At 68.9% G+C, this 19,044-nt stretch carries 16 protein-coding genes and 1 pseudogene; 10 read left to right on the top strand and 7 right to left on the bottom strand.

The genetic code is table 11. The features are described from left to right. Window positions 1–7 precede the first annotated feature (7 nt). Entirely contained in the window at window positions 8–1,420 is a 1,413-nt protein-coding gene (locus ACWEQQ_RS17175) for an aminotransferase-like domain-containing protein (RefSeq protein ID WP_452348856.1), read from the bottom strand. Window positions 1,421–1,544: 124 nt separating this feature from the next. Here ACWEQQ_RS17175 and ACWEQQ_RS17170 point away from each other — a divergent pair, with 124 nt between their 5' ends. Genes ACWEQQ_RS17170 through ACWEQQ_RS17140 form a run of 7 tightly spaced genes read left to right on the top strand, consistent with a single transcriptional unit; the run spans window position 1,545 to window position 8,624 of the window. Beyond that, window positions 1,545–2,381, top strand: a complete 837-nt coding sequence (locus ACWEQQ_RS17170) for a nitrilase-related carbon-nitrogen hydrolase (protein ID WP_452342186.1) — start codon at window positions 1,545–1,547, stop codon at window positions 2,379–2,381. Then, the gene (hydA, locus tag ACWEQQ_RS17165) at window positions 2,378–3,799 is read left to right on the top strand and encodes a dihydropyrimidinase (RefSeq protein ID WP_452348855.1); all 1,422 of its coding nucleotides are present in this window, start codon (window positions 2,378–2,380) and stop codon (window positions 3,797–3,799) included. The genes ACWEQQ_RS17170 and hydA overlap by 4 nt, the downstream gene beginning before the upstream one ends. A gap of 30 nt (window positions 3,800–3,829) precedes the next feature. Then, the gene (locus ACWEQQ_RS17160; protein WP_452348854.1) at window positions 3,830–4,867 is read left to right on the top strand and encodes a TIGR03842 family LLM class F420-dependent oxidoreductase; all 1,038 of its coding nucleotides are present in this window, start codon (window positions 3,830–3,832) and stop codon (window positions 4,865–4,867) included. After that, window positions 4,864–5,817, top strand: coding sequence for an ABC transporter permease (locus ACWEQQ_RS17155; RefSeq protein ID WP_452348853.1), 954 nt, complete (start codon window positions 4,864–4,866; stop codon window positions 5,815–5,817). The genes ACWEQQ_RS17160 and ACWEQQ_RS17155 overlap by 4 nt, the downstream gene beginning before the upstream one ends. Window positions 5,818–5,854: 37 nt before the next feature. Continuing rightward, window positions 5,855–6,712 carry an ABC transporter ATP-binding protein gene (locus ACWEQQ_RS17150; RefSeq protein WP_452348852.1) on the top strand — a complete coding sequence of 286 codons (858 nt, stop codon included), beginning with the start codon at window positions 5,855–5,857 and terminating at the stop codon, window positions 6,710–6,712. Then, window positions 6,709–7,482 carry an ABC transporter permease gene (locus ACWEQQ_RS17145; RefSeq protein ID WP_452348851.1) on the top strand — a complete coding sequence of 258 codons (774 nt, stop codon included), beginning with the start codon at window positions 6,709–6,711 and terminating at the stop codon, window positions 7,480–7,482. The genes ACWEQQ_RS17150 and ACWEQQ_RS17145 overlap by 4 nt, the downstream gene beginning before the upstream one ends. Next, window positions 7,479–8,624 (top strand): ABC transporter substrate-binding protein, encoded by a 1,146-nt coding sequence (locus ACWEQQ_RS17140; RefSeq protein ID WP_452348850.1) that lies wholly within the window; start codon window positions 7,479–7,481, stop codon window positions 8,622–8,624. The genes ACWEQQ_RS17145 and ACWEQQ_RS17140 overlap by 4 nt, the downstream gene beginning before the upstream one ends. A 352-nt stretch (window positions 8,625–8,976) precedes the next feature. Here the strand turns inward: ACWEQQ_RS17140 and ACWEQQ_RS17135 are convergent, their stop codons facing one another. After that, window positions 8,977–9,495: an NUDIX hydrolase gene (locus ACWEQQ_RS17135; protein WP_354832126.1), complete on the bottom strand. Its 519-nt coding sequence runs from the start codon at window positions 9,493–9,495 to the stop codon at window positions 8,977–8,979. A 131-nt stretch (window positions 9,496–9,626) separates the two neighbouring features. On the opposite strand from ACWEQQ_RS17135, the gene ACWEQQ_RS17130 reads away from it, so the two are divergent. After that, window positions 9,627–10,007 (top strand): nitroreductase family deazaflavin-dependent oxidoreductase, encoded by a 381-nt coding sequence (locus ACWEQQ_RS17130; RefSeq protein WP_379385942.1) that lies wholly within the window; start codon window positions 9,627–9,629, stop codon window positions 10,005–10,007. 38 nt (window positions 10,008–10,045) lie between these two features. On the opposite strand, the gene ACWEQQ_RS17125 is transcribed toward ACWEQQ_RS17130, so the two are convergent. Then, the gene (locus ACWEQQ_RS17125; RefSeq protein ID WP_452348849.1) at window positions 10,046–10,549 is read right to left on the bottom strand and encodes a nitroreductase family deazaflavin-dependent oxidoreductase; all 504 of its coding nucleotides are present in this window, start codon (window positions 10,547–10,549) and stop codon (window positions 10,046–10,048) included. Between the two features lie 153 nt (window positions 10,550–10,702). Here ACWEQQ_RS17125 and ACWEQQ_RS17120 point away from each other — a divergent pair, with 153 nt between their 5' ends. Then, entirely contained in the window at window positions 10,703–12,247 is a 1,545-nt protein-coding gene (locus ACWEQQ_RS17120; protein ID WP_452349009.1) for a glycosyltransferase family 39 protein, read from the top strand. A 77-nt stretch (window positions 12,248–12,324) separates the two neighbouring features. On the opposite strand, the gene ACWEQQ_RS17115 is transcribed toward ACWEQQ_RS17120, so the two are convergent. The 4 genes and pseudogenes from ACWEQQ_RS17115 to ACWEQQ_RS17100 all read right to left on the bottom strand — a co-directional run. Then, window positions 12,325–14,385 (bottom strand): CocE/NonD family hydrolase, encoded by a 2,061-nt coding sequence (locus tag ACWEQQ_RS17115; RefSeq protein ID WP_452348848.1) that lies wholly within the window; start codon window positions 14,383–14,385, stop codon window positions 12,325–12,327. 230 nt (window positions 14,386–14,615) lie between these two features. Continuing rightward, entirely contained in the window at window positions 14,616–15,818 is a 1,203-nt protein-coding gene (locus ACWEQQ_RS17110) for a PucR family transcriptional regulator (RefSeq protein ID WP_452348847.1), read from the bottom strand. A gap of 10 nt (window positions 15,819–15,828) precedes the next feature. Continuing rightward, window positions 15,829–16,020: a hypothetical protein gene (locus tag ACWEQQ_RS17105; RefSeq protein ID WP_452348846.1), complete on the bottom strand. Its 192-nt coding sequence runs from the start codon at window positions 16,018–16,020 to the stop codon at window positions 15,829–15,831. A 74-nt stretch (window positions 16,021–16,094) separates the two neighbouring features. Next, a pseudogene (locus ACWEQQ_RS17100) lies at window positions 16,095–17,120 on the bottom strand (AMP-binding protein); the annotation flags it as partial. A 356-nt stretch (window positions 17,121–17,476) separates the two neighbouring features. Between ACWEQQ_RS17100 and glnA the strand changes: the two are divergent. After that, window positions 17,477–18,913 carry a type I glutamate--ammonia ligase gene (gene glnA / locus ACWEQQ_RS17095; RefSeq protein ID WP_452342198.1) on the top strand — a complete coding sequence of 479 codons (1,437 nt, stop codon included), beginning with the start codon at window positions 17,477–17,479 and terminating at the stop codon, window positions 18,911–18,913. Window positions 18,914–19,044 lie beyond the last annotated feature (131 nt).

Raw genomic sequence — 19,044 nt, 5'->3', positions numbered from 1 at the left:
TCTGGTGTCAGGCCCGCCGGACCCGGCGGTAGGTCGGCACGGCCACCGCGGCGGTGGCGAGATGCCGTGCCACCTCGGGGATTTCGGAGTCGGCGAGGGTGGCGACGGTGAGGCGCAGGTGGTCGGTGTGGGGGTGGTCGGTCACCTCGAACGGGCCGCCCGGGGCCGCTTTGATTCCGGCGGCAGCCAAGGAGATCATGGCGGCGTTCTCGTCCGTGACGGGGAACCAGAGGTTGATCCCGTCGCCGCGGGGGAGACGGATGTCGTGGTGCGCCAGGGATTTTCGCAGCGCGTCGGCGCGGGCGCGATAGATGCCGCGGGCCGTGGTGACGGTGGTGCGGGCGGCGTCGTCGGTGAGCATGTGCAGTAGCACCCGCTGGAGCAGCCGGCTGGTCCAGCCGGGTCCCAGCATGCGCCGTTCGAGGAGCGGGTCGAGCAGGTCGGCGGGGCCGCCGACGGCGGCCAGGCGCAGGTCCGCGCCGTGGGATTTGGAGTAGGAGCGAATGTGCACGGTGCGGGTCGGCAGGCGGGCTGCGAGGGAGCGCAGGGGCGCGTGGGTGATGCCCGAACTGTGGTCGTCCTCCACGATGACCGGCGTGCCGCCCGCGACGACCGCGGCATCGGCCAGCACGTCGGCCAGTTCGCGTACCCGCCGGGCCGACAGCGAGGCGCCGGTGGGGTTCTGAGCGCGCGGCTGGAGCAGTACGAGGACCGGGGAGCGGGCCGCCAGTGCGGCGGCCAGCCGATCCGGACGCATACCGGATTCGTCGAGATCGATGGGAACCGGTCGCGCCCCCAGCCGGGCCAGCAGGTCCAGAAACGGCGGGAAGCACGGGTTCTCGACCGCCACAGCGTCACCCAGCCGGACGTGGGCGGCGAGCAGGCGGTCGACGGCGTCGAGCGCGCCGTCGAGGATGGTGAACCTTTCGGCGCGGGCCGGCCAGTCCGCGCGAATGGCGGCCTCGAGCTCGGGGAGCACGGCCTCGCCGAGGTAGGTGGCCGACAGGTCGTCGATCCGGCCGTCGTCGCCGAGACCGCGCAATGCGGCGGTGAGGTCGGGGAGCAGCGCCGGATCGGGGGTGCCGCGTGAGAGGTCGATGCGGAAGACGCTGTCGGAGTGGGGGTGGAGGCGTTGATAGCGTCCGGCGGCGGGCGTGCGCGGGGCATGCGGCGCGTCCTGGACGAAGGTGCCCGCCCGGCCGCGCGCCACGATCGCCCCGGCCGCCGCCAGCGCACGCCACGCCTGATTGACCGTCACAGGGGAGACCTTCAGCTCCCGGGCCACCTCGCGCACGGTGGGCAGCCGGGTGCCGGGTGCCAGCGCGCCGGACCGGATGCGCTGGCCGATTCCGGCCGCGATCCCGGCCGCGGTGCGGTCGTGTGCGGCGGCGGCCAGGTCGGCGGCGGATTCGGCGGTCACAGACTCAGTGTGCGAGGGGGACGGCGGTGGCTCCGACGGGTGCGCCGGAGGATTTACGGTCACGAAATCGTTTCCTTCATCTTGTAACACAAGCGAATTCGTTTCAGGTGCAGTATCACAAACTATGGCGATTGTTCGAGCGGCGCTGGTGCAGACGAGCTGGACCGGCGACAAAGAGTCAATGATCAAAGCGCACGAGGACTACGCGCGGCAGGCTGCTGCGGCGGGGGCGAAGGTGATCTGCTTCCAGGAGCTGTTCTACGGGCCGTACTTCTGCCAGGTCCAGGACACCAAGTTCTACGACTACGCCGAATCGGTGCCGGGCCCCACCGTGGAGCGGTTCGCGGCGCTGGCCCGCGAGCTCGGCCTGGTGATGGTGCTGCCCGTCTACGAGCAGGAGCAGCCGGGACTGCTGTACAACACGGCGGCGGTCGTGGACGCCGACGGGACCTACCTCGGTAAGTACCGCAAGCACCACATTCCACAGGTCAACGGGTTCTGGGAGAAGTTCTACTTCCGCCCCGGCAATCTGGGTTGGCCGGTCTTCGACACCGCCGTCGGCAGAGTCGGGGTCTACATCTGCTACGACCGGCACTTCCCCGAGGGCTGGCGTGCGCTGGGCCTGGCCGGAGCGGAGATCGTGTTCAATCCCTCGGCTACCTCGCGCGGACTGTCGAGCTACCTGTGGAAGCTGGAGCAGCCCGCCTCGGCGGTGGCCAACGAGTACTTCATCGGGGCCATCAACCGGGTGGGCATCGAGGAGTACGGCGACGACGACTTCTACGGCACCAGCTACTTCGTCGACCCCGAGGGGCAGTTCGTGGGTGAGGTCGCCTCCGACACCGCCCCCGAGCTGGTGGTCCGCGACCTCGACATGGAACTGATCAATGTGGTGCGCGACCGGTGGGCCTTCTATCGGGACCGGCGTCCGGATGCCTACGGAAAGCTGGTGGAGCCGTGAGCACGACCTTCATCCACGGCGGAATCGTGGTGTCCGCCACCGGATCCCAGCCCCTCGACGTCCTCATCGACGGCGAGACCATCGCCGCGGTGGTGCAGCCGGGATCCACCGCGCTCGGCGCCGACCTGGCCGCCACCGCCGACATCGTCATCGATGCCACCGGCAAGTACGTGATCCCCGGCGGCGTCGACGGCCACACCCACATGCAGCTGCCCTTCGGCGGTACCGAGGCGTCGGACACCTTCGAGACGGGCACCCGCGCCGCCGCATGGGGCGGTACCACCACCATCGTGGACTTCGCGGTGCAGAAGCCGGGCGAGCGGGTCCAGGACAGCCTGGCGCTGTGGCACGAGAAGGCGGCCGGAAACTGCGCCGTCGACTACGGGTTCCATCAGATCGTCGGCTCGGTGGACGCCGAATCCCTCAAGGGCATGAGCGAATTGGTGTCCGAGGGCGTCACCAGTTTCAAGCTGTTCATGGCCTACCCGGGCGTCTTCTACTCCGACGACGGCCAGATCCTGCGCGCCATGCAGACCGCGGGTGATCTCGGCGCCCTGCTCATGATGCACGCCGAGAACGGGATCGCCATCGATGTGCTGGTGGAACAGGCGCTTTCGCGGGGCGAGACCGCGCCGTACCACCACGGCGTCACGCGCCCGTGGCAGATGGAGGAGGAGGCCACCCACCGCGCGATCATGCTGGCGCAGTTGACGGGCGCGCCGCTGTATGTCGTCCACGTCTCCGCCAAGCAGGCCCTGGAACAGATCGCGCAGGCACGGGGCAAGGGCCAGAACGTCTTCGGCGAGACGTGTCCGCAGTACCTGTACCTCTCGCTCGAGGAGAACCTGGGCGCACCGGGTTTCGAGGGCGCGAAATGGGTGTGCTCGACGCCGCTGCGCGCCCGCGCCGAAGGTCATCAGGACGAGCTGTGGCGCTACATCCGCACCGGCGACGTCAGCACCGTGGCCACCGACCACTGCCCCTTCTGCATGAAGGATCAGAAGGAGCTCGGTCTCGGCGATTTCAGCAAGATTCCCAACGGGATCGGCGGCATCGAGCACCGCATGGACCTGATGTTCCAGGGCGTCAAGGACGGCCGCATCTCCCTCGAGAAATGGGTGGAGGTGTGCTGCACCGCCCCGGCCCGCATGTTCGGGCTCTACCCGCGCAAGGGCGTCATCAGCCCCGGCGCGGACGCGGACGTGGTGATCTACGACCCCCACGGGCACACCAGCATCGGCCTGGGCAAGACCCACCACATGAACATGGACCATTCGGCCTACGAGGGCTTCGAGATCGACGGTCACGTGGACACCGTGCTCTCGCGCGGCCGGGTGATCGTCGACGCGGGGCAGTACCTGGGCAGTGCCGGCCACGGCCGGTACGTCAAACGCGGCCTGTCCCAGAACCTCATCTGACGAACCCGAGCTACGAGGGGAGAGTGCCGCATGGACATCGGTGTGGTGCTGCAGTGCACACCGCCCGCGTCACGGGTGGTGGAACTGGCGAGAATCGCGGAGACACACGGGTTCTCGCACGTGTGGACCTTCGATTCGCACCTGCTGTGGCAGGAGCCCTACGTCATCTACAGCCAGATCCTCGCCGCGACCCGCAAGGTCATGGTGGGCCCGATGGTGACCAACCCGTCCACCCGTGACTGGACCGTCACCGCCTCCACCTTCGCCACCCTCAACGATATGTTCGGCAACCGCACCATCTGCGGTATCGGCCGCGGCGATTCGGCCGTCCGCACCCTGGGCGGGCGGCCCGCCACCCTGGCGACCCTGCGCGAATCCATCGACGTCATCAGGGAACTGGGCAACGGCCGCAGCGCGCACATCGGCGACACCACCGTCCGCTTCCCGTGGGCGCAGGACTCCCGGCTGCCGGTGTGGGTCGCCGGATACGGTCCGCGCGCCCTGGATCTCACCGGCGAGGTGGCCGACGGGTTCATTCTCCAGCTCGCCGACCCGGACATCACCGCCTGGACCATTGCCCGCGTCCGGGCCGCCGCCGAACGCGCGGGCCGCGACCCGGGGGCGGTGACCATCTGCGTGGCGGCACCCGCCTACATCACCGACGGCACCGTCGGATCGCTGAAACACGCACGCGAGCAATGCCGTTGGTTCGGCGGCATGGTCGGCAACCACGTCGCGGACATCGTCGCCCGCTACGGCTCCGACTCCGAGGTGCCCAAGGCGCTGACCGACTACATCGCCGGGCGGCGCGGTTACGACTACAACGAGCACGGCCGGGCTGGAAACGTGCACGCCGAGTTCGTTCCCGACGACATCGTGGACCGCTTCTGCATCCTCGGCACCCCGGACGAGCACCTGACCCGGCTGCGCGAGCTCGAGGCCCTGGGCGTCGATCAGTTCGCGGTCTACCTGCAACACGACGCCAAGACCTCCACCCTCGAGGCCTACGGCGAATCCGTGCTGCCACGCCTGGCACATCCGATCGAGGCGACGGGGACCGGATCGTGAGTGTGACGACGACCGAGCCACCGTCCCCGATCAGTACCGAGCCGCAGGAATTCTCGTTCGCCCGCACCGCCCTCGCGGGCCGCGGGCGCGGATGGCGGCTGGTGTATCCGATCGTGGCCTTCGCCCTGCTCATCGCGATCTGGGAGCTGGTGAAGGCGCTGGTTCCGGCCAATGGCGGGAGCATCGGGAACCAGCGCGTCCTGCCCCGCACCTCCGACGGCGCGCTGCCGCACTCCTGGGCGGTGCTGACCGTGCTGGGGGAGCGGGACGGGAAGACCACCGTCGGCGCGACCCTGCTGCGTACGGCGGGCTTCACGCTCGAACTCGCGCTGCTGGCGCTGGTACTGGGCACGGTGGTCGGTGTCGCGCTGGCGGTGCTCATGCAGCGGTTCTCGTGGGTGGAGCGCGGGCTGCTGCCGTATGTGATCGTCTCGCAGACCGTGCCGCTGATCGCGCTGGCCCCGCTGGTGGCGGGGTGGGGCGGCAAGATCGTCATCGCGGGCCGGCCGTGGCAGCCGTGGATGAGCATCGTGGTGATCGCGTCCTACCTGGTGTTCTTCCCGGTCGCCATCGGCACGCTGCGCGGATTGCAGTCGCCGGCACGGGCTTCGGTGGAGCTGCTGCACAGCTGCGCGGCGGGATGGTGGGCCACCCTGATACATCTGCGGTTGCCCGCGGCCGTGCCGCACATCCTGCCCGCCCTGCGGCTGGGCGCCGCCGCCGCCGTGATCGGCTGTGTGGTGGCAGAGATCTCGACCGGCACCGCGGGCGGCATCGGCCGCCAGATCATCGTCTTCTCCCAGCAGTCGACCGGCAATGCGGCGCGGTTGTACGCCGCGGTGATCGCGGCGGCCCTGCTGGGCGTGGTGCTCACCGGATCGGTCTCGCTCGCCGAGGTGCTGCTGCGCCGCTATGCCCGGCCCGGCCACACCGCGGGAGCGGCCCGGTGACCATCGCGCTACCCGTTCGTTCGTTCGGAGGTACCCCGTGACCGTCGAGACATCCGCGGCCGCACCGGAACCGGCGGTGGCCGCGGCCATCCCCGCCGTCGAGTTGCGTGGCGTCGGCAAGATATTCGCCGCCGGCGCGGTGACCGCGCTCGAGGACGTGAGCCTGCGCGTCGCGGCGGGTGAATTCGTCGCCCTGATCGGCCCGTCCGGGTGCGGCAAGTCGACGCTGCTGCGCATCGTGGCCGACCTGGAGCAGCCGAGCTCGGGAACCGTTGTGGTGCACGGGAAGACCGCCAGGCAGGCCCGGCTCGATCAGGAGTACGGCATCGCCTTCCAGCAGGCCGGACTGCTGGATTGGCGGACCGTGCAGGAGAACATCGAACTGCCGTTGCAGCTGCACGGGGTACGCAAGGCCGAAAGGCGCTCCCGCAGTGCCGAACTGCTCGAGATCACCGGCCTTACCGAATTCGCGCGCCGCTTCCCGGCCGAACTGTCCGGCGGCATGCAGCAGCGCGTCGCCATCGCCCGCGCGCTGGCCCGCAAACCGCCGCTGCTGCTCATGGACGAGCCGTTCGGCGCGCTCGACGAGATGACCCGCGAGCGCATGCAGGGCGAACTGCTGCGGATCGCCGAAGAGACCGGCGCCGCAGTGGTTTTCGTCACGCACTCGATCCCGGAGGCTGTCTTCCTCTCCGACCGCGTGGTGGTCATGACCCCGCGTCCCGGGCGCATCACCGGGGTGCTGGCCACCGGCGGCCGGGACCGCCACAGCGACGACGAGGTCCGGTCCAGCGAGGAATTCTTCACCGCTGTGGCCGCGGTCCGCGCCGCCCTGCATGAGGGGCACGGCAGCGCAGGCACGCCGAAAAGCGCCGCCGGACGGGACATGCGATGACCCGCATGCTCCGATTCTGGTTGCCGCCAGTGCTTTTCGGCGTCGCCCTGCTGGTGCTGTGGCAGGTGCTGACGGTCGCGGCGGGCGTCCCGTCGTTCCTGCTGCCCGCGCCCAGCGCCATCGGACAGGCGTTCGCCGACAATCACCACGCCATCCTGGAGGCCGCCCTGGCCACCGGGAAGAACGCGCTGGCCGGCCTGCTCGCCGGTGCGGTGCTCGGCATGGCCGCCGCCACGGTGGCCGTGCGCTTCCGGGTGGTCGACGGGGTGCTCGGCGCGCTGGCGGCCGGCGCGGCCGCGGTGCCCATCGTGGCGCTGGCTCCGCTGCTGAACTCCATGTACTCCACCACCACCGACCTGCCGCGCCGGCTGGTGGCCACCATCGTCGTGTTCTTCCCCGTCTTCGTCAGCACCACACGGGGATTGCGTCAGGTCCCGCGAGTGCACGAAGACCTCATGACCGCCTACGCCGCCACCGGCTGGCAGATCACCCGCACCGTGCGCCTGCCCGCCGCGCTGCCGTACCTGTTCACCGGGCTGCGCATCGCGGCGCCCGGTGCGGTGATCGCGGCGATCATCGCCGAATACTTCGGCGGTCTCCAGCACGGCCTGGGCAGCCGCATCACCTCCGCGGCGGCCAATACCGCCTATCCGCGCGCCTGGGCCTACGTGGTCGCCGCCATGATCCTCGGCCTGGTGTTCCTGGCCGCCGTGCTGCTGCTCGAACAGCTCACCCGCAGACCCCGCACCATCCCTGGGAGATCGAAATGAGAAGTGCCACCCGCAGATTCCGTATCCGGGCCGTGCTGGCCGCCGCCACCCTGGCGGTGGCGGCACTGTCCGGATGCAGCACCACCGACAATTCCCCGACCACCGCCGACGGGCTCACCAAGGTCAAGCTGCAACTGCAATGGTTCAAGCAGGGCCAGTTCGCGGGCTACCTGGCCGCGCAGGCCCAGGGCTACTACAAGGAGCAGGGTCTCGACGTCCAGATCCTCGACGGCGGCACCGATATCGTGCCCCAGACCGTCCTGGCCCAGGGACAGGCCGACTACGCGATCGCCTGGGTGCCCAAGGCCCTGGCCTCCCGGGAGGCCGGTGCGGGCATCACCGATGTCGCCCAGATCTTCCAGCGCTCCGGCACCAAGCAGGTGTCGTTCAAGAGCGCGGGCATCAACGGCCCCGCCGACCTCGCGGGCAAGAAGGTCGGAAACTGGGGCTACGGCAACGAATTCGAACTCTTCGCCGGCATGACCAAGGCGGGCCTGGACCCCGCCAAGGACGTCACCCTGGTCCAGCAGCAGTTCGACATGAACGCTTTCCTCGCCCACGACATCGACGCGGCCCAGGCCATGTCCTACAACGAGTACGCGCAGTTGCTCGAGGTGAAGAACCCCGCCACCGGAAAGCTGTACACGGCAAACGATTTCGCCACCATCGACTGGAACGATCAGGGTGTGGCCATGCTCCAGGACGCCATCTGGGCCAACACCGACAAGCTGAAGGACGCCAAGTACGCCGATCAGACGGTGAAGTTCATCGCCGCCTCGCTGAAGGGCTGGGCCTTCTGCCGCGACAATGTGGACAGGTGCCGCGATCTGACCGTGGCCGCCGGGTCGACCCTGGGCGCGAGTCATCAGCAATGGCAGATCACCGAGGTGAACAAGCTGATCTGGCCGTCCCCGAGCGGAATCGGGATGATCGATCGGGCGGCGTGGGACCGCACCGTCTCGATCGCGAGGACCACCCGCAACCAGGAGGGCAAGACCGTCCTCACCAAGGATCCCGACGCCGCCGCGTACAGCGTCGAGTACGTCACGAAGGCCCTCGACCAGTTGAAGTCCCAGGGCGTCGATGTCACCGGGAGTTCCTACGTCGCACAGCCGGTCACCCTCGCCGAAGGCGGGAAGTAGCGCGTTCGGCCATTATGTGATGTAAGTCACAATTTTATCAAACCGATATAAACCCTGGTGGAACACGTTCTACCGTGGGGCTCTCGTCGGGTTGGGGAAATGTTTCCCCGGGAAATGGCTTCCCCTCGAATGTGAACCGTGCATGATTCACATGCCCGACATGTCATTTGAAAGATGAGGAGTACCCCGTGTCCGGATCCGCTTCGGATTTCCTGGCTTCGGTTCTGATCAAGACCATCCAGGGTCTGTTCAGCGGCAGTGCCGGCGGCACCACGCCGACCGCCTGAAACCGCAGTAGCACGACGGCCCATCGAATCGCGCGGGATTCGGTGGGCCGTCGGCGTTGGTGGGCTCAGCGCAGCAGGTCCGGGATGAGCACCCGGGTGTCGGGCACGAACGGCCACGCCGGGTTCTCCAGATGTGACCGCAGCTCCTCGTCGGACCACCACCAGCCGTCCGCGATCTCCTCCGGCTGATGCCGGATCGGCCCGTCGTAGCGCAGTTCGTAGGCGAACAGATGGCAGCGCATCGGCCGCCCCGCCCACTCGCCGTCCCAGGACGCGCTCGCCAGTGGCAGCGGCCGATCATCGTGCGGGCCCAGTTCGATGCCCAGTTCCTCGCCCAGCTCCCGGACCGCCGCCGCGGCCGGTTCCTCGCCCGGATCCAGCACCCCGCCCGCCAGGCAGTCGTGCATACCGGCGAAAACGGCCTTGGTATCGGTCCGCTTGTGCACGTATACCTTCGACCCGTCGCCCGAGCGGACCAGCACGCCCGCACTGGCGTGCCACAGGCCCTCCGCGTACACCACCGCGCGCTCCTGCGCGCCGATCTCACGACCGGCGGCGTCGTACACCGCGATCATCTCCGGCATGGACCGGGCTCTCCTTCCTGCCGCGCCGCGGAACCCGGCGCCCTGCCGTGCACAGTAGCGATGCCTCGCGGGCTCCCGGCTCCCGGCGTAGCCTCAGGGGCGCAACCGTTTTCGTCAGGGAGGACGAGATCATGCCGCTGCCGCAGGTACTCGCGAGGATCAATCGGCGGGTCAGCAACCCGGTTCTGGGGGTCGGGGCCCGGGTGGCGCCGTTCTTCGGGATCGTGATCCACCGCGGTCGTCGGTCCGGGCGTGTCTACCGGTCCCCGGTCATGGTCTTCGAGCGCGACGGCGGCTACCGCATCGCCCTGACCTACGGGCGGGACGTGGACTGGCTGAAGAACATTCGGGCGGCGGGGACCTTCGAGTTCGAGACTCGCGGGCACACGGTGACCCTCACCGATCCGGTGGTCGGCCACGACGCCTCCGCATCGTGGGCCCCGCCGCTGGTGCGTCAGGTGCTGGTGGGCCTGAACGCCGAGGACTACGTTCAGGCCCGGCGCGCCGACTGACGCCCGGCGGGCGGCTCAGCGCACAGTGAGTCGGAGGGTCAGCGCACAGTGAGCCGGATGATCACACAACCCTGCTGCCAGCTCTGATAGGCATCGGCGAGATTGGGATTGCCCGCCGCGTCGACGCCCATGCCGTTGAACTTGGCCCACTGCTTGTTGTCGCGGGCGATGACCTCCGACAGCCGCACCACCGATTCGGCATCGGTGACCACCTCGGCGTCGGCGGTATGCCTGGTCCCGCCCAAGGACACCTCGATGGGCACGCCCTTGCGGATATTGCTGACCCACGGATGCTTGGCGGTGCCGACCAGGATGTCGCCGTCGTGGCGGGTGTAGGCGACGGGCACGTCGTAGTGCCTGCCCGATTTGCGGCCCACCACGTGCAGCACGCACAGCCGCTTGCCGACCTTGGCGGACAGCACCGGCACCCGCAGCAGGCCGCGAATGCAGGTATTGAGCAGGTTCTGATAGGACGGGATCGGCTCCGGACCGGTGGTGGTCGGGGTCCCGTAGGGATTGGTCTCGGGGGTCCGGTCGGTCATGCCGTCCTCCTTCGCTGAAACGCGTTGTGCGGCAGTCACACCGGCATCGAGTATAGATCGCGTGTCGCCGTGTCCGGAATTTGCTGGAAATAAGCTGTAGATTCCGGAGTGTTCGCACCATGACCCGTCGGCGAGGAGTGCGCGTTGACAGATGTGATGAATCGCCCAGCTCGGCCGCTCGGTGCCGGACGGCACGCCAAGGCCGAGGAACGCCCGCCCATGGCGTGGTGGACCGTCGCGGCTGTCGCGGTGCCGGCGGCAGTGGCGCTGCTGTTGTCGGCGAGCCGGTACGGGTATTTCGGGGACGAGCTGTACTTCCTGGCCGCGGGCCGGCGGCCGGGGTTCGGGTACGCGGATCAGGGGCCGGTGCTGCCGCTGCTGGCGTGGCTGATGGACAGCCTCGCGCCCGGATCGTTCTTCGTGCTGAGGCTGCCGTCGGTCGCGTTGACGGTGACCGCGATCGTGCTCTGCGCCATGCTCGCGCGGGAGTTCGATGGCGGCCGGTGGGCGCAGCTGCTCGCCGCGATCGGGTACGCCAGCTCGCCGTTCCTGCTGTTGCAGGGGACCATGCTCACCACCAATGCCGTCGACACCGCGCTGTGGGTGATCATCACCTGGCTGGTGGTGCGCTGGGTGCGCACCCGCGATGACCGGCTGCTGCTGGCCGCCGCCCTGGTCACCGCGCTGGATATGCAGGTGAAGTGGCTGATCCCGTTCTTCTGGATCGCGGTCGTGGCGAGCAGCCTGCTGTGCGGGCCGCGCGAGCTGGTGCGGCGGCCGCTGCTGTGGGTGGGCGGGGCGATCGTGGTGGCCGCCACCGTGCCCGAGCTGATCTGGCAGGCCCGGCATTCCTGGCCGCAGCTGAAGATGGGCGGGGTGATCGGATCCGAGCAGGGGATCCTGGGCGGGCGGCTGCTGTTCGTGCCGATGTCGGTGAGTCTGGCGGGATATCTGGGCGCCCTGCTGCTGTTGTGGGGACTGTGGGTGCTGCTGCGCTGGGACGTGCTGCGGCCCTTCCGGTTTCTGGGCGTCACCCTGCTGCTGTTGTCCGCGGCGTTCCTGATCACCGGCGGGCGGATCTATTACGCGACGGGCATGTACGCGGTGCTGATCGCGGCGGGCGCGGTCGGCGTGGTCGGCACGGCCGAGCGGATCGCCCCGGTGTGGCGCCGGTCACTCACCGTGTGTGTGGCCGTATTGGCGCTGGGCGCAACGGTTTTCACGCTCCACTCGACCCCGTGGCGGCCCGCCGATCAGGTGCATCCGCCCCGTGACGACGCCGAGGCCGCCATCAGTATCGGCGTGTACGGCTCGTTCGGGTGGCACGAGCTCACCGACGAGGTGACCCGCGCCTACCGGGCGCTCACCCCGGCCGAGCGCACGCACGCGGTCATCGTCACCGACACCTACTGGCAGGCGAGCGCGCTCGACGAGCTCGGCCGCGACCGGCTACCGCCGCTGTACAGCCCCAGTCGCGGCTTCGGCTACTTCGGCGCCCCGCCCGACGACGCCACCGCGGTGCTGGCCGTCGGCAGCTCCGAGGCGGTGCTGCGCAGCCAGTTCGGGCACGTCGAACCCGTCGGCAAGGTGGACACCAGGCTGGGCTTCAAGGGCAATACCCAGGACGTCACCATCTGGAAGTGCTCGGGCCCGAAGCAGCCGTGGTCACAGGTGTGGCCGAACTGGATGCACCTGTAGCGGCGTGCAGCGGCGCCCGCAAGCAGCGCCCGCCGAATCCGCAGCACGCGCGGAGCTTGCGCCCGCGGCGGTCCGGTTCAGTGCGTGAACGAATCCGCCGGTCCGAGTGGAACCACCAGAGCCGACGGATAGACGGCGTTCTTCTGGATCTGCTGCGAGGTGCCCAGCAGCCGGCCCAGATCCGCCGGATTGGGGATCGTCGAGGGGAACGTGCCGCTGCTGATCCGCAGCCGCAGCGCGTGGCCGGGCTCGAGCCGGTGGAAGGCGGGCCGGATCTTGACCTCCATCTTCACCACGTCGCCCGGCGTGAGGAGCTGCTCGTTCTCCTTCAGTACGGTGTGCTCGGGCGCGTAGACGGTGCCGTCGGCGGTCGTCCAGGTCTTGCCGTCGTCGAGGGTGCGCTGGCTGGCCAATTGCGAACCGCCCGTAATGTTCACGGCCGTGCCGTCCGGCGCGACATCGTCGAGCCACACCTGGAACGCGGCGTCGGTGCCGGTGGAGGAGGCGTACAGGGTGACACTCGACGGCCCGGCCAGCACGGTCGGCCCGGTCACCGGGTCCATGGTGTAGCGCAGGCCCGCCGTCGGATTCTGCACCCATTCGGTGCACGGGTTGGAGACGGTGAAGATCCGGAACACGAAATCGAGCAGGCCCGCCGTGTACTGGCCCAGCGACTCGCGATTGCAGATGGTGTCGATGCCGGTGTAATTCAGGGGATCGGAGGCGTCGGCAGCGGTCGGCCGGTCCGCGACCAGACGGTCACCGTCGAAATAGCGCTGCTGGACGGCCGCCTGCTCGAACGGATAGCGCGCGGTGTCGGCGGCATTGTCGCCGGCGTCGATGACGTGCAGCGGGGTGCCGGTCTCGTCGACGCCATTGTGAATGTCCTCGAGCCACCGGTCGAACCAGGCCAGGGTGATCCGATCGGTGTCCATGCGCGAGCCCGGCCCCAGCCCGAGGCCGACGTGATACCAAGGGCCCATGAGCAATTGGTAGCGCCCGTCGGCCTGCTGGCCGGGAGCCATGGGCGCGAACTGGTCGCGGCCGGCCGCCAGGTTCTGCAGCTGCGCGTAATTGCGTACCGCGCCTTCCTGATACAGATCCCACCAGCCGTCCACCTGGTACATGGCGATGCCGTTGTCGACCAGGTTGTGCAGGCCGGTCTCGAAACGCCGGTCCTGCCACCAGGAGTTGTCGTAGGCGGTGGCGCCGCCGGTGTAGGCGTCGAACAGCAGCTTCACGGTGCTGGTGTCCGGGCCGACCAGCGCCAGCAGGTGATCGCCGAGGGACTTCAGGAACATCTGGGGTGAGACCGCGGCGGTCAGGAACGGCCCGATCAGGCTGAGGTAGGGGACCATCAGCGAGATGACCGTGAGCAGTAGCGGGCTCATCATGCCGTCGTGGTTGAGCACCTCGTCGAAGATGTTGTTGGGCACCGCGAAGGGCACGATCGCCTTCAATGGCGAACCGGGGCCGACGGTTTCGGCGGTCCGCATGGCCGACAGGCCCGGGAACGAATAGCCGTACATGCCGACCTTGCCATTGGAGCCGGGCAGCCGCGCGGCCCAGTCCACCAGTTCCGCGCCGTCCTTGCCGTCCTGCTCGGAAGCCGGACTCCACGCGCCCGTCGAACCGCCGGTGCCGCGCACGTCCGCCGTCACCTCGATATAGCCGTGCCGCACCAGCATGTCCTGCATGGAGGTGGCCTGATTGATGATGCGGCGGGCGTCCTTCAGCTGCTCGGGGAGCTGGATGTGCAGGTCGTCGATGACGCCGGTGATGGCGGCGGTGAGCGCGCTGGTCACCGCGCCGTAGGTGGTGAAGTTGACGACGACCGGGAACTCGCCCGCCGCCCGCTGGCCGGTCGCCGGATCGGTCGGATAGCGCACCTCGGCCTGCAGCTGGGTGCCGTCGGAGAGCGGAACGACCTGTCCCAGTTGATAACCCACCCCGTACCGCTCCGGCGTCGGCTGATAGCCGGACGGGAGCCCGAAGTTCACGGGCGCGTCGGGGACCGGACCGAACACCGGCGCGGCCCCGGCGGGGGTGGTGGACGTGACGGTCATGGCCAGCACGGAGAAACCGGCCACGGCCCACGGGGCCAGACGGCAGCGGCACGGCCGCAAGGAGCTACTCAACGATCTACCTCTGCGGATGGTCGGGGGGCCGCGGTCGGGTCCGCCGGATCTCCGGCGCCCCGCACGACCTCGTCGTCGGAGTTCAGCAGACCGCACAGCGCCCGCGCGCCGCTATCGGCAATCGCCAAGACTGCGGCCCGGACCATTGTGCATATGTCCAAGCGGCGGGGGCCGGTGAATCATGAAGGCCCGCAACGAGGATGCGTCACGGGCCGGTTCGACGGGGTGGATTACGGTGCGAAGCAGGCGATTTCGAGCCGCCGGGCGATGCGGGCGGCCGACAGCGTCATGGCGTCGGTCGGGCGGTGCGGATCCAGCCCCGTCAGTTCGTGCACCCGGGCCAGCCGGTAGGTGACGGTATTGCGGTGGATGGTGAGTAGCCGGGCGGTGGCCAGCTGATTGAAGCCGGTGTCCACGAAGACCTCCAGGGTCTCCGCCAGCAGCGGCTGGGAATCCAGCGGCGCGAGCACGGCCGCCAGCCCCGCGCGGGCGGAACCACCTGCGGCGACGGTGTATTCGAACATGAGGTCGGGGCGGCGGCAGACCGGCTGGGGGCGGTCCAGGCAGCGGCCGAGCTCGGCCAGCAGGCGGGCCTCGGCGAAGACCGTGGGGACCGCCGCGTGCGATGCGGCGGTGGCGACGCCCACCCAGAACGGTGCGGGCGGGCCCATCCGGGACAAGGGCGTCTCGGGCTGGGGCGCGGGACCGGGCAGGCGGCTGGTCAGTGCGGTCAGAGTGGCGGTGCCGTCGTCGCCGGGTTGCAGCGGCAGCAGCGCGGTCCAGCCACCGCTGTCCAGCCGCAGGAACACACCCGGAATGGACTCGATGCGATGCCGCAGCTCGCCGGTGTCGGCGCTGCGGGTCGCGCCCAGCCGGAACGCCGCGACCAGGAACGCGTCCGGCACCGTGATGGCCGGCTCGTCCGCCCACTCGATCGGGTCGCGGCCGGCCAGCAGCGCGTCGGCGATGGCGCGGCGGCGTTCCAGCAACTCCCAGCGCGGATCGTGCGCGCGCTGCACGCACGCGGTGGCGATGCGGGTGGTGAGCAGGGTGATGTACCGCAGCAGCGACACCGCGGCGTCCTCGAGCAGTTCCCGCTCCGGCTCGGAGGCGGTGTCCTTCAGGCGAGACCACAGGTATTCCGCGCCCATGCTGTAGCGGCCCAGCACGTCCTCGAGGGATTCGCCGTCGCGGACCCGGCTCAGCGCGATCTGCACGACCTCCTGGGTGTCCTCCGGCGAGGGCACGCGGCCGGAGCGCACGAACTCGAAGAACAGGTCCACATTCAGGGTGATGCCGCGTTCGAAACCGCCGGCCACCAGAGGTTCGGGCAGGCTACGGTAGCGCGGTATCGAGGCCGGTACCTCCGCGCGCGCCACGACCGCGCGCCGGTACAGCTCCTCGAGCGTTCGGTCCCGCAATCGCGCCTGCATCACTCTCCTACTACCCGTACAGCGAGTCGATAGTAGCGGCGTACCTGGTAGCTATCGGTTTGCGTCTGAGTTTCCCGGTGGCCGTGAGGTGATCACCGCCAGGGGCCCACACCTCGGGCAGCACCGCGAACTTCTTGATCTGCTCGACTCGCGAGAGCTTGCTGTTCGCCGCGTCGATGCCCTCCTGCAGGGATTTCAGCACCTGCGGGTGCGCGGTCAGGGCCGGCAGGCTCCGATCGGTCAGCTGATGGCGTTCGGCGAAGGCGGCCGCCAGCTCGCGGAACCGGTGACGGCGATCCGGATGCGGTCCATGCCCAGCCGTGCGCGAATCCTGGACAGCACCAGGCGATCCGCGAGCCGGAACCGCACGGTGTCGAGCACGCTCCGCGCGCGGCCGTCCGACGCCGCCCGCGCCCGCGCCCGGCCGGTGCGGATCGCCCAGCCGATGAGCAGCCGCTGCAGCGGGCCGGTCTCGGTGGCGACCCGTTCCTCCAGTGCCGCTTTGACTTTCACCCACACCCGGGGCACGCCCAGGAACACCGTCGGACGCACCTCGGTGAGCGCGCCCGCCACCTGCCGCAGGTCCGGGCAGGTGGTGATCTCGCCGCCGGTCAGCATGGACAGGTAGTGCGCGAACCAGCGATTGGCGGCGTGCGCGTCCGGCAGATAGGAGACCACCTTGTCGGCGGGGGAGCCGCCGCCGAATTCGTTCACCACGCGGGCGTTCTCGAGGAAATTGGTGTGGGTGAGCTCCACCCCCTTGGGCGGGCCGGTGGTGCCGGAGGTGTAGACGATGGTCAGCAGATCCTCCGGATCCACCGCCCGCCAGGTGGATTCGAAGTCGAACCCGCCGTCCCCGGTGGCCTCGATCTCCGCCAGCGACACGCACCCCTCGCGCGCGTCGTCGACACAGATCACGTGCTCGACCGCGATGCCCTGCGCGGCCGCCTGCGCCACCGCCTCGAGGACCTGCGGCGCGAACTGCGCCTCGCAGACGACCGCGCGGTTGCCCGCGTTCCCGAACTGGTAGACCAGCAGATCCACCGGATTGGTGTTGTACACCGAGAACGGTGTCGCGCCGGTGTGCAGGATCGCGGTGTCGCACAGGTGGAATTCGGGCCGGTTGGTCAGCATCAGCGCCACCGTGTCGCCGCGGCCGATACCGCGCGCCGCCAGCCCGGCGGCGATGGCGCGGACCCGATCACCGTATTCGCGCCAGGTGAGGACGACCGCGCCGCCGAGCGCGCGCAGCGCGATCTCGTCCGGGTACCGGGCGACATTGGCCTGGAACGCCTCGACCATGGTGCGCGGGGCCGTCCCCGCACGCGGTGTTGAGCTCACGACCTACCTCTGGATCGACCATCGCCGGGGCGGCCACGGCCCCGGGCTGTTCCAGCAGACCGCACAACGGTCCGGGCGGACCAGTGGCAATGGCGAAGATCTGCGGCGGCGGATTTGTGCACAGTGACGAAGATCCTTGTAGATCGGGACGTGACAACTGATTTCGCACGATGTGGGTAACTCCGGGACTTGTAACGCAGTCTCATTCGCGTCCATACCCGGATCTCTGCGACGTATCGTGTTAGCACGAACAGGACCGCCGGACCCCGACCGGGCCGTCCGATCGGGTAGGCGTGCGCGGCCACGAGGAGCGAGCGGTGATCACCCCTACCATCAATGGAGTACAGAGCTACATCGACGTCGAGGAAGTCGAATACGTCGACATCCGATTCTGCGACGTCCCCGGCATCCAGCAGCACTTCTCGATCCCGGCGAGCATGTTCGGCGCGGATCTGGTCGAGAACGGCATCGCCTTCGACGGTTCGTCGGTGCGCGGCTTCCAGGCCATCCACGAGTCCGACATGCTGCTCCTACCGGATCTGCGCACCGCGCAACTGGATTCGTTCCGCGCCGCCAAGACCCTCAATATCAGCTGCTTCGTCCACGACCCGCACACCCGCGCCGCCTACAGCCGCGATCCCCGCAATGTGGCCCGCAAGGCCGAGGAATACCTGCGCTCCACCGGTATTGCCGACACGGCCTACTTCGGGCCCGAGGCCGAGTTCTACATCTTCGATTCGGTGCGGTACGACACCGCCATGAACGGGGCCTTCTACGAGGTGGATTCGTCGTCGGCCGACTGGAACACCGGCCGGCGCACGAATCCGGACGGCACCCCCAACCGCGGCTACAAGGTCCGGCCCAAGGGCGGCTATTTCCCGGTCGCTCCGTACGACGCGGACGTGGACCTGCGCGATCGCATGTGCACCCACCTGCAGCGCGCCGGATTCGAATTGGAGAAGGGGCATCACGAGGTCGGCACCGCCGGGCAGGCCGAGATCAACTACCGGTTCAGCACCCTGCTCGCCGCTGCCGACGATCTGATGCTCTACAAGTACATCGTCAAGAACACCGCCTGGGAGTCCGGCAAGACCGTCACCTTCATGCCCAAACCGCTGTTCGGCGACAACGGATCCGGCATGCACGTGCACCAATCCCTGTGGAAGGACGGCTCACCGCTGTTCTACGACGAGGCCGGCTACGCGGGCCTGTCCGATCTGGCCCGCCACTACATCGGCGGCCTGCTGCACCACGCGCCGTCCCTGCTGGCCTTCACCAACCCGACGGTGAACTCCTACAAGCGCCTGGTGCCCGGATTCGAGGCGCCGGTGAATCTGGTCTACAGCCAGCGCAATCGCTCCGCCGCCGTGCGCATTCCGGTGACCGGCACCAGCGCCGGCGCCAAGCGCCTCGAATTCCGCTGCCCCGACTCCTCCGGCAACCCGTACCTGTCCTTCGCCGCCATGATGATGGCCGGGCTCGACGGCATCACCAACAAGATCGAGCCCGCTCTGCCGGTCGACAAGGACCTCTACGAGCTCACCCCCGAGGAGAGCGCCGAGGTCACCCAGACCCCCGGCAGCCTCGAGCAGGTCATCGACCGGCTCGAGGCCGACCACGACTACCTCACGCAGGGCGGGGTTTTCACCGACGACCTGATCGACACCTGGATCCGCCTCAAGCGCGACTCCGAGATCGCCGAGATCAATGTCCGCCCGCACCCGTACGAGTTCGAGCTCTACTTCGACGTGTAAACCTGAACTGCACGAACACAACTGATTCCCGGATTCGGTACGCAGTCGGTACGCGGTAGTCGGAAAACGCAGCGGCGGTGGCCATATTCCGGGTCGGCTCAGGGTGAATCCGGAAGCGTGCGGACCGCCGG

Source organism: Nocardia sp. NPDC004123 (assembly GCF_053603795.1).
Note: the sequence above shows the minus strand (reverse complement) of the source record. Positions and strands in the feature narration are given on the sequence as shown.

Coding starts and splice junctions, on each gene's coding strand:
- ACWEQQ_RS17130 (WP_379385942.1), top strand. CDS start 9,627: ATGCCGCTGCCGCAGGTACTCGCGAGGATCAATCGGCGGGTCAGCAAC.
- ACWEQQ_RS17140 (WP_452348850.1), top strand. CDS start 7,479: ATGAGAAGTGCCACCCGCAGATTCCGTATCCGGGCCGTGCTGGCCGCC.
- ACWEQQ_RS17170 (WP_452342186.1), top strand. CDS start 1,545: ATGGCGATTGTTCGAGCGGCGCTGGTGCAGACGAGCTGGACCGGCGAC.
- ACWEQQ_RS17110 (WP_452348847.1), bottom strand. CDS start 15,818: ATGCAGGCGCGATTGCGGGACCGAACGCTCGAGGAGCTGTACCGGCGC.
- ACWEQQ_RS17135 (WP_354832126.1), bottom strand. CDS start 9,495: ATGCCGGAGATGATCGCGGTGTACGACGCCGCCGGTCGTGAGATCGGC.
- ACWEQQ_RS17160 (WP_452348854.1), top strand. CDS start 3,830: ATGGACATCGGTGTGGTGCTGCAGTGCACACCGCCCGCGTCACGGGTG.
- ACWEQQ_RS17145 (WP_452348851.1), top strand. CDS start 6,709: ATGACCCGCATGCTCCGATTCTGGTTGCCGCCAGTGCTTTTCGGCGTC.
- ACWEQQ_RS17125 (WP_452348849.1), bottom strand. CDS start 10,549: ATGACCGACCGGACCCCCGAGACCAATCCCTACGGGACCCCGACCACC.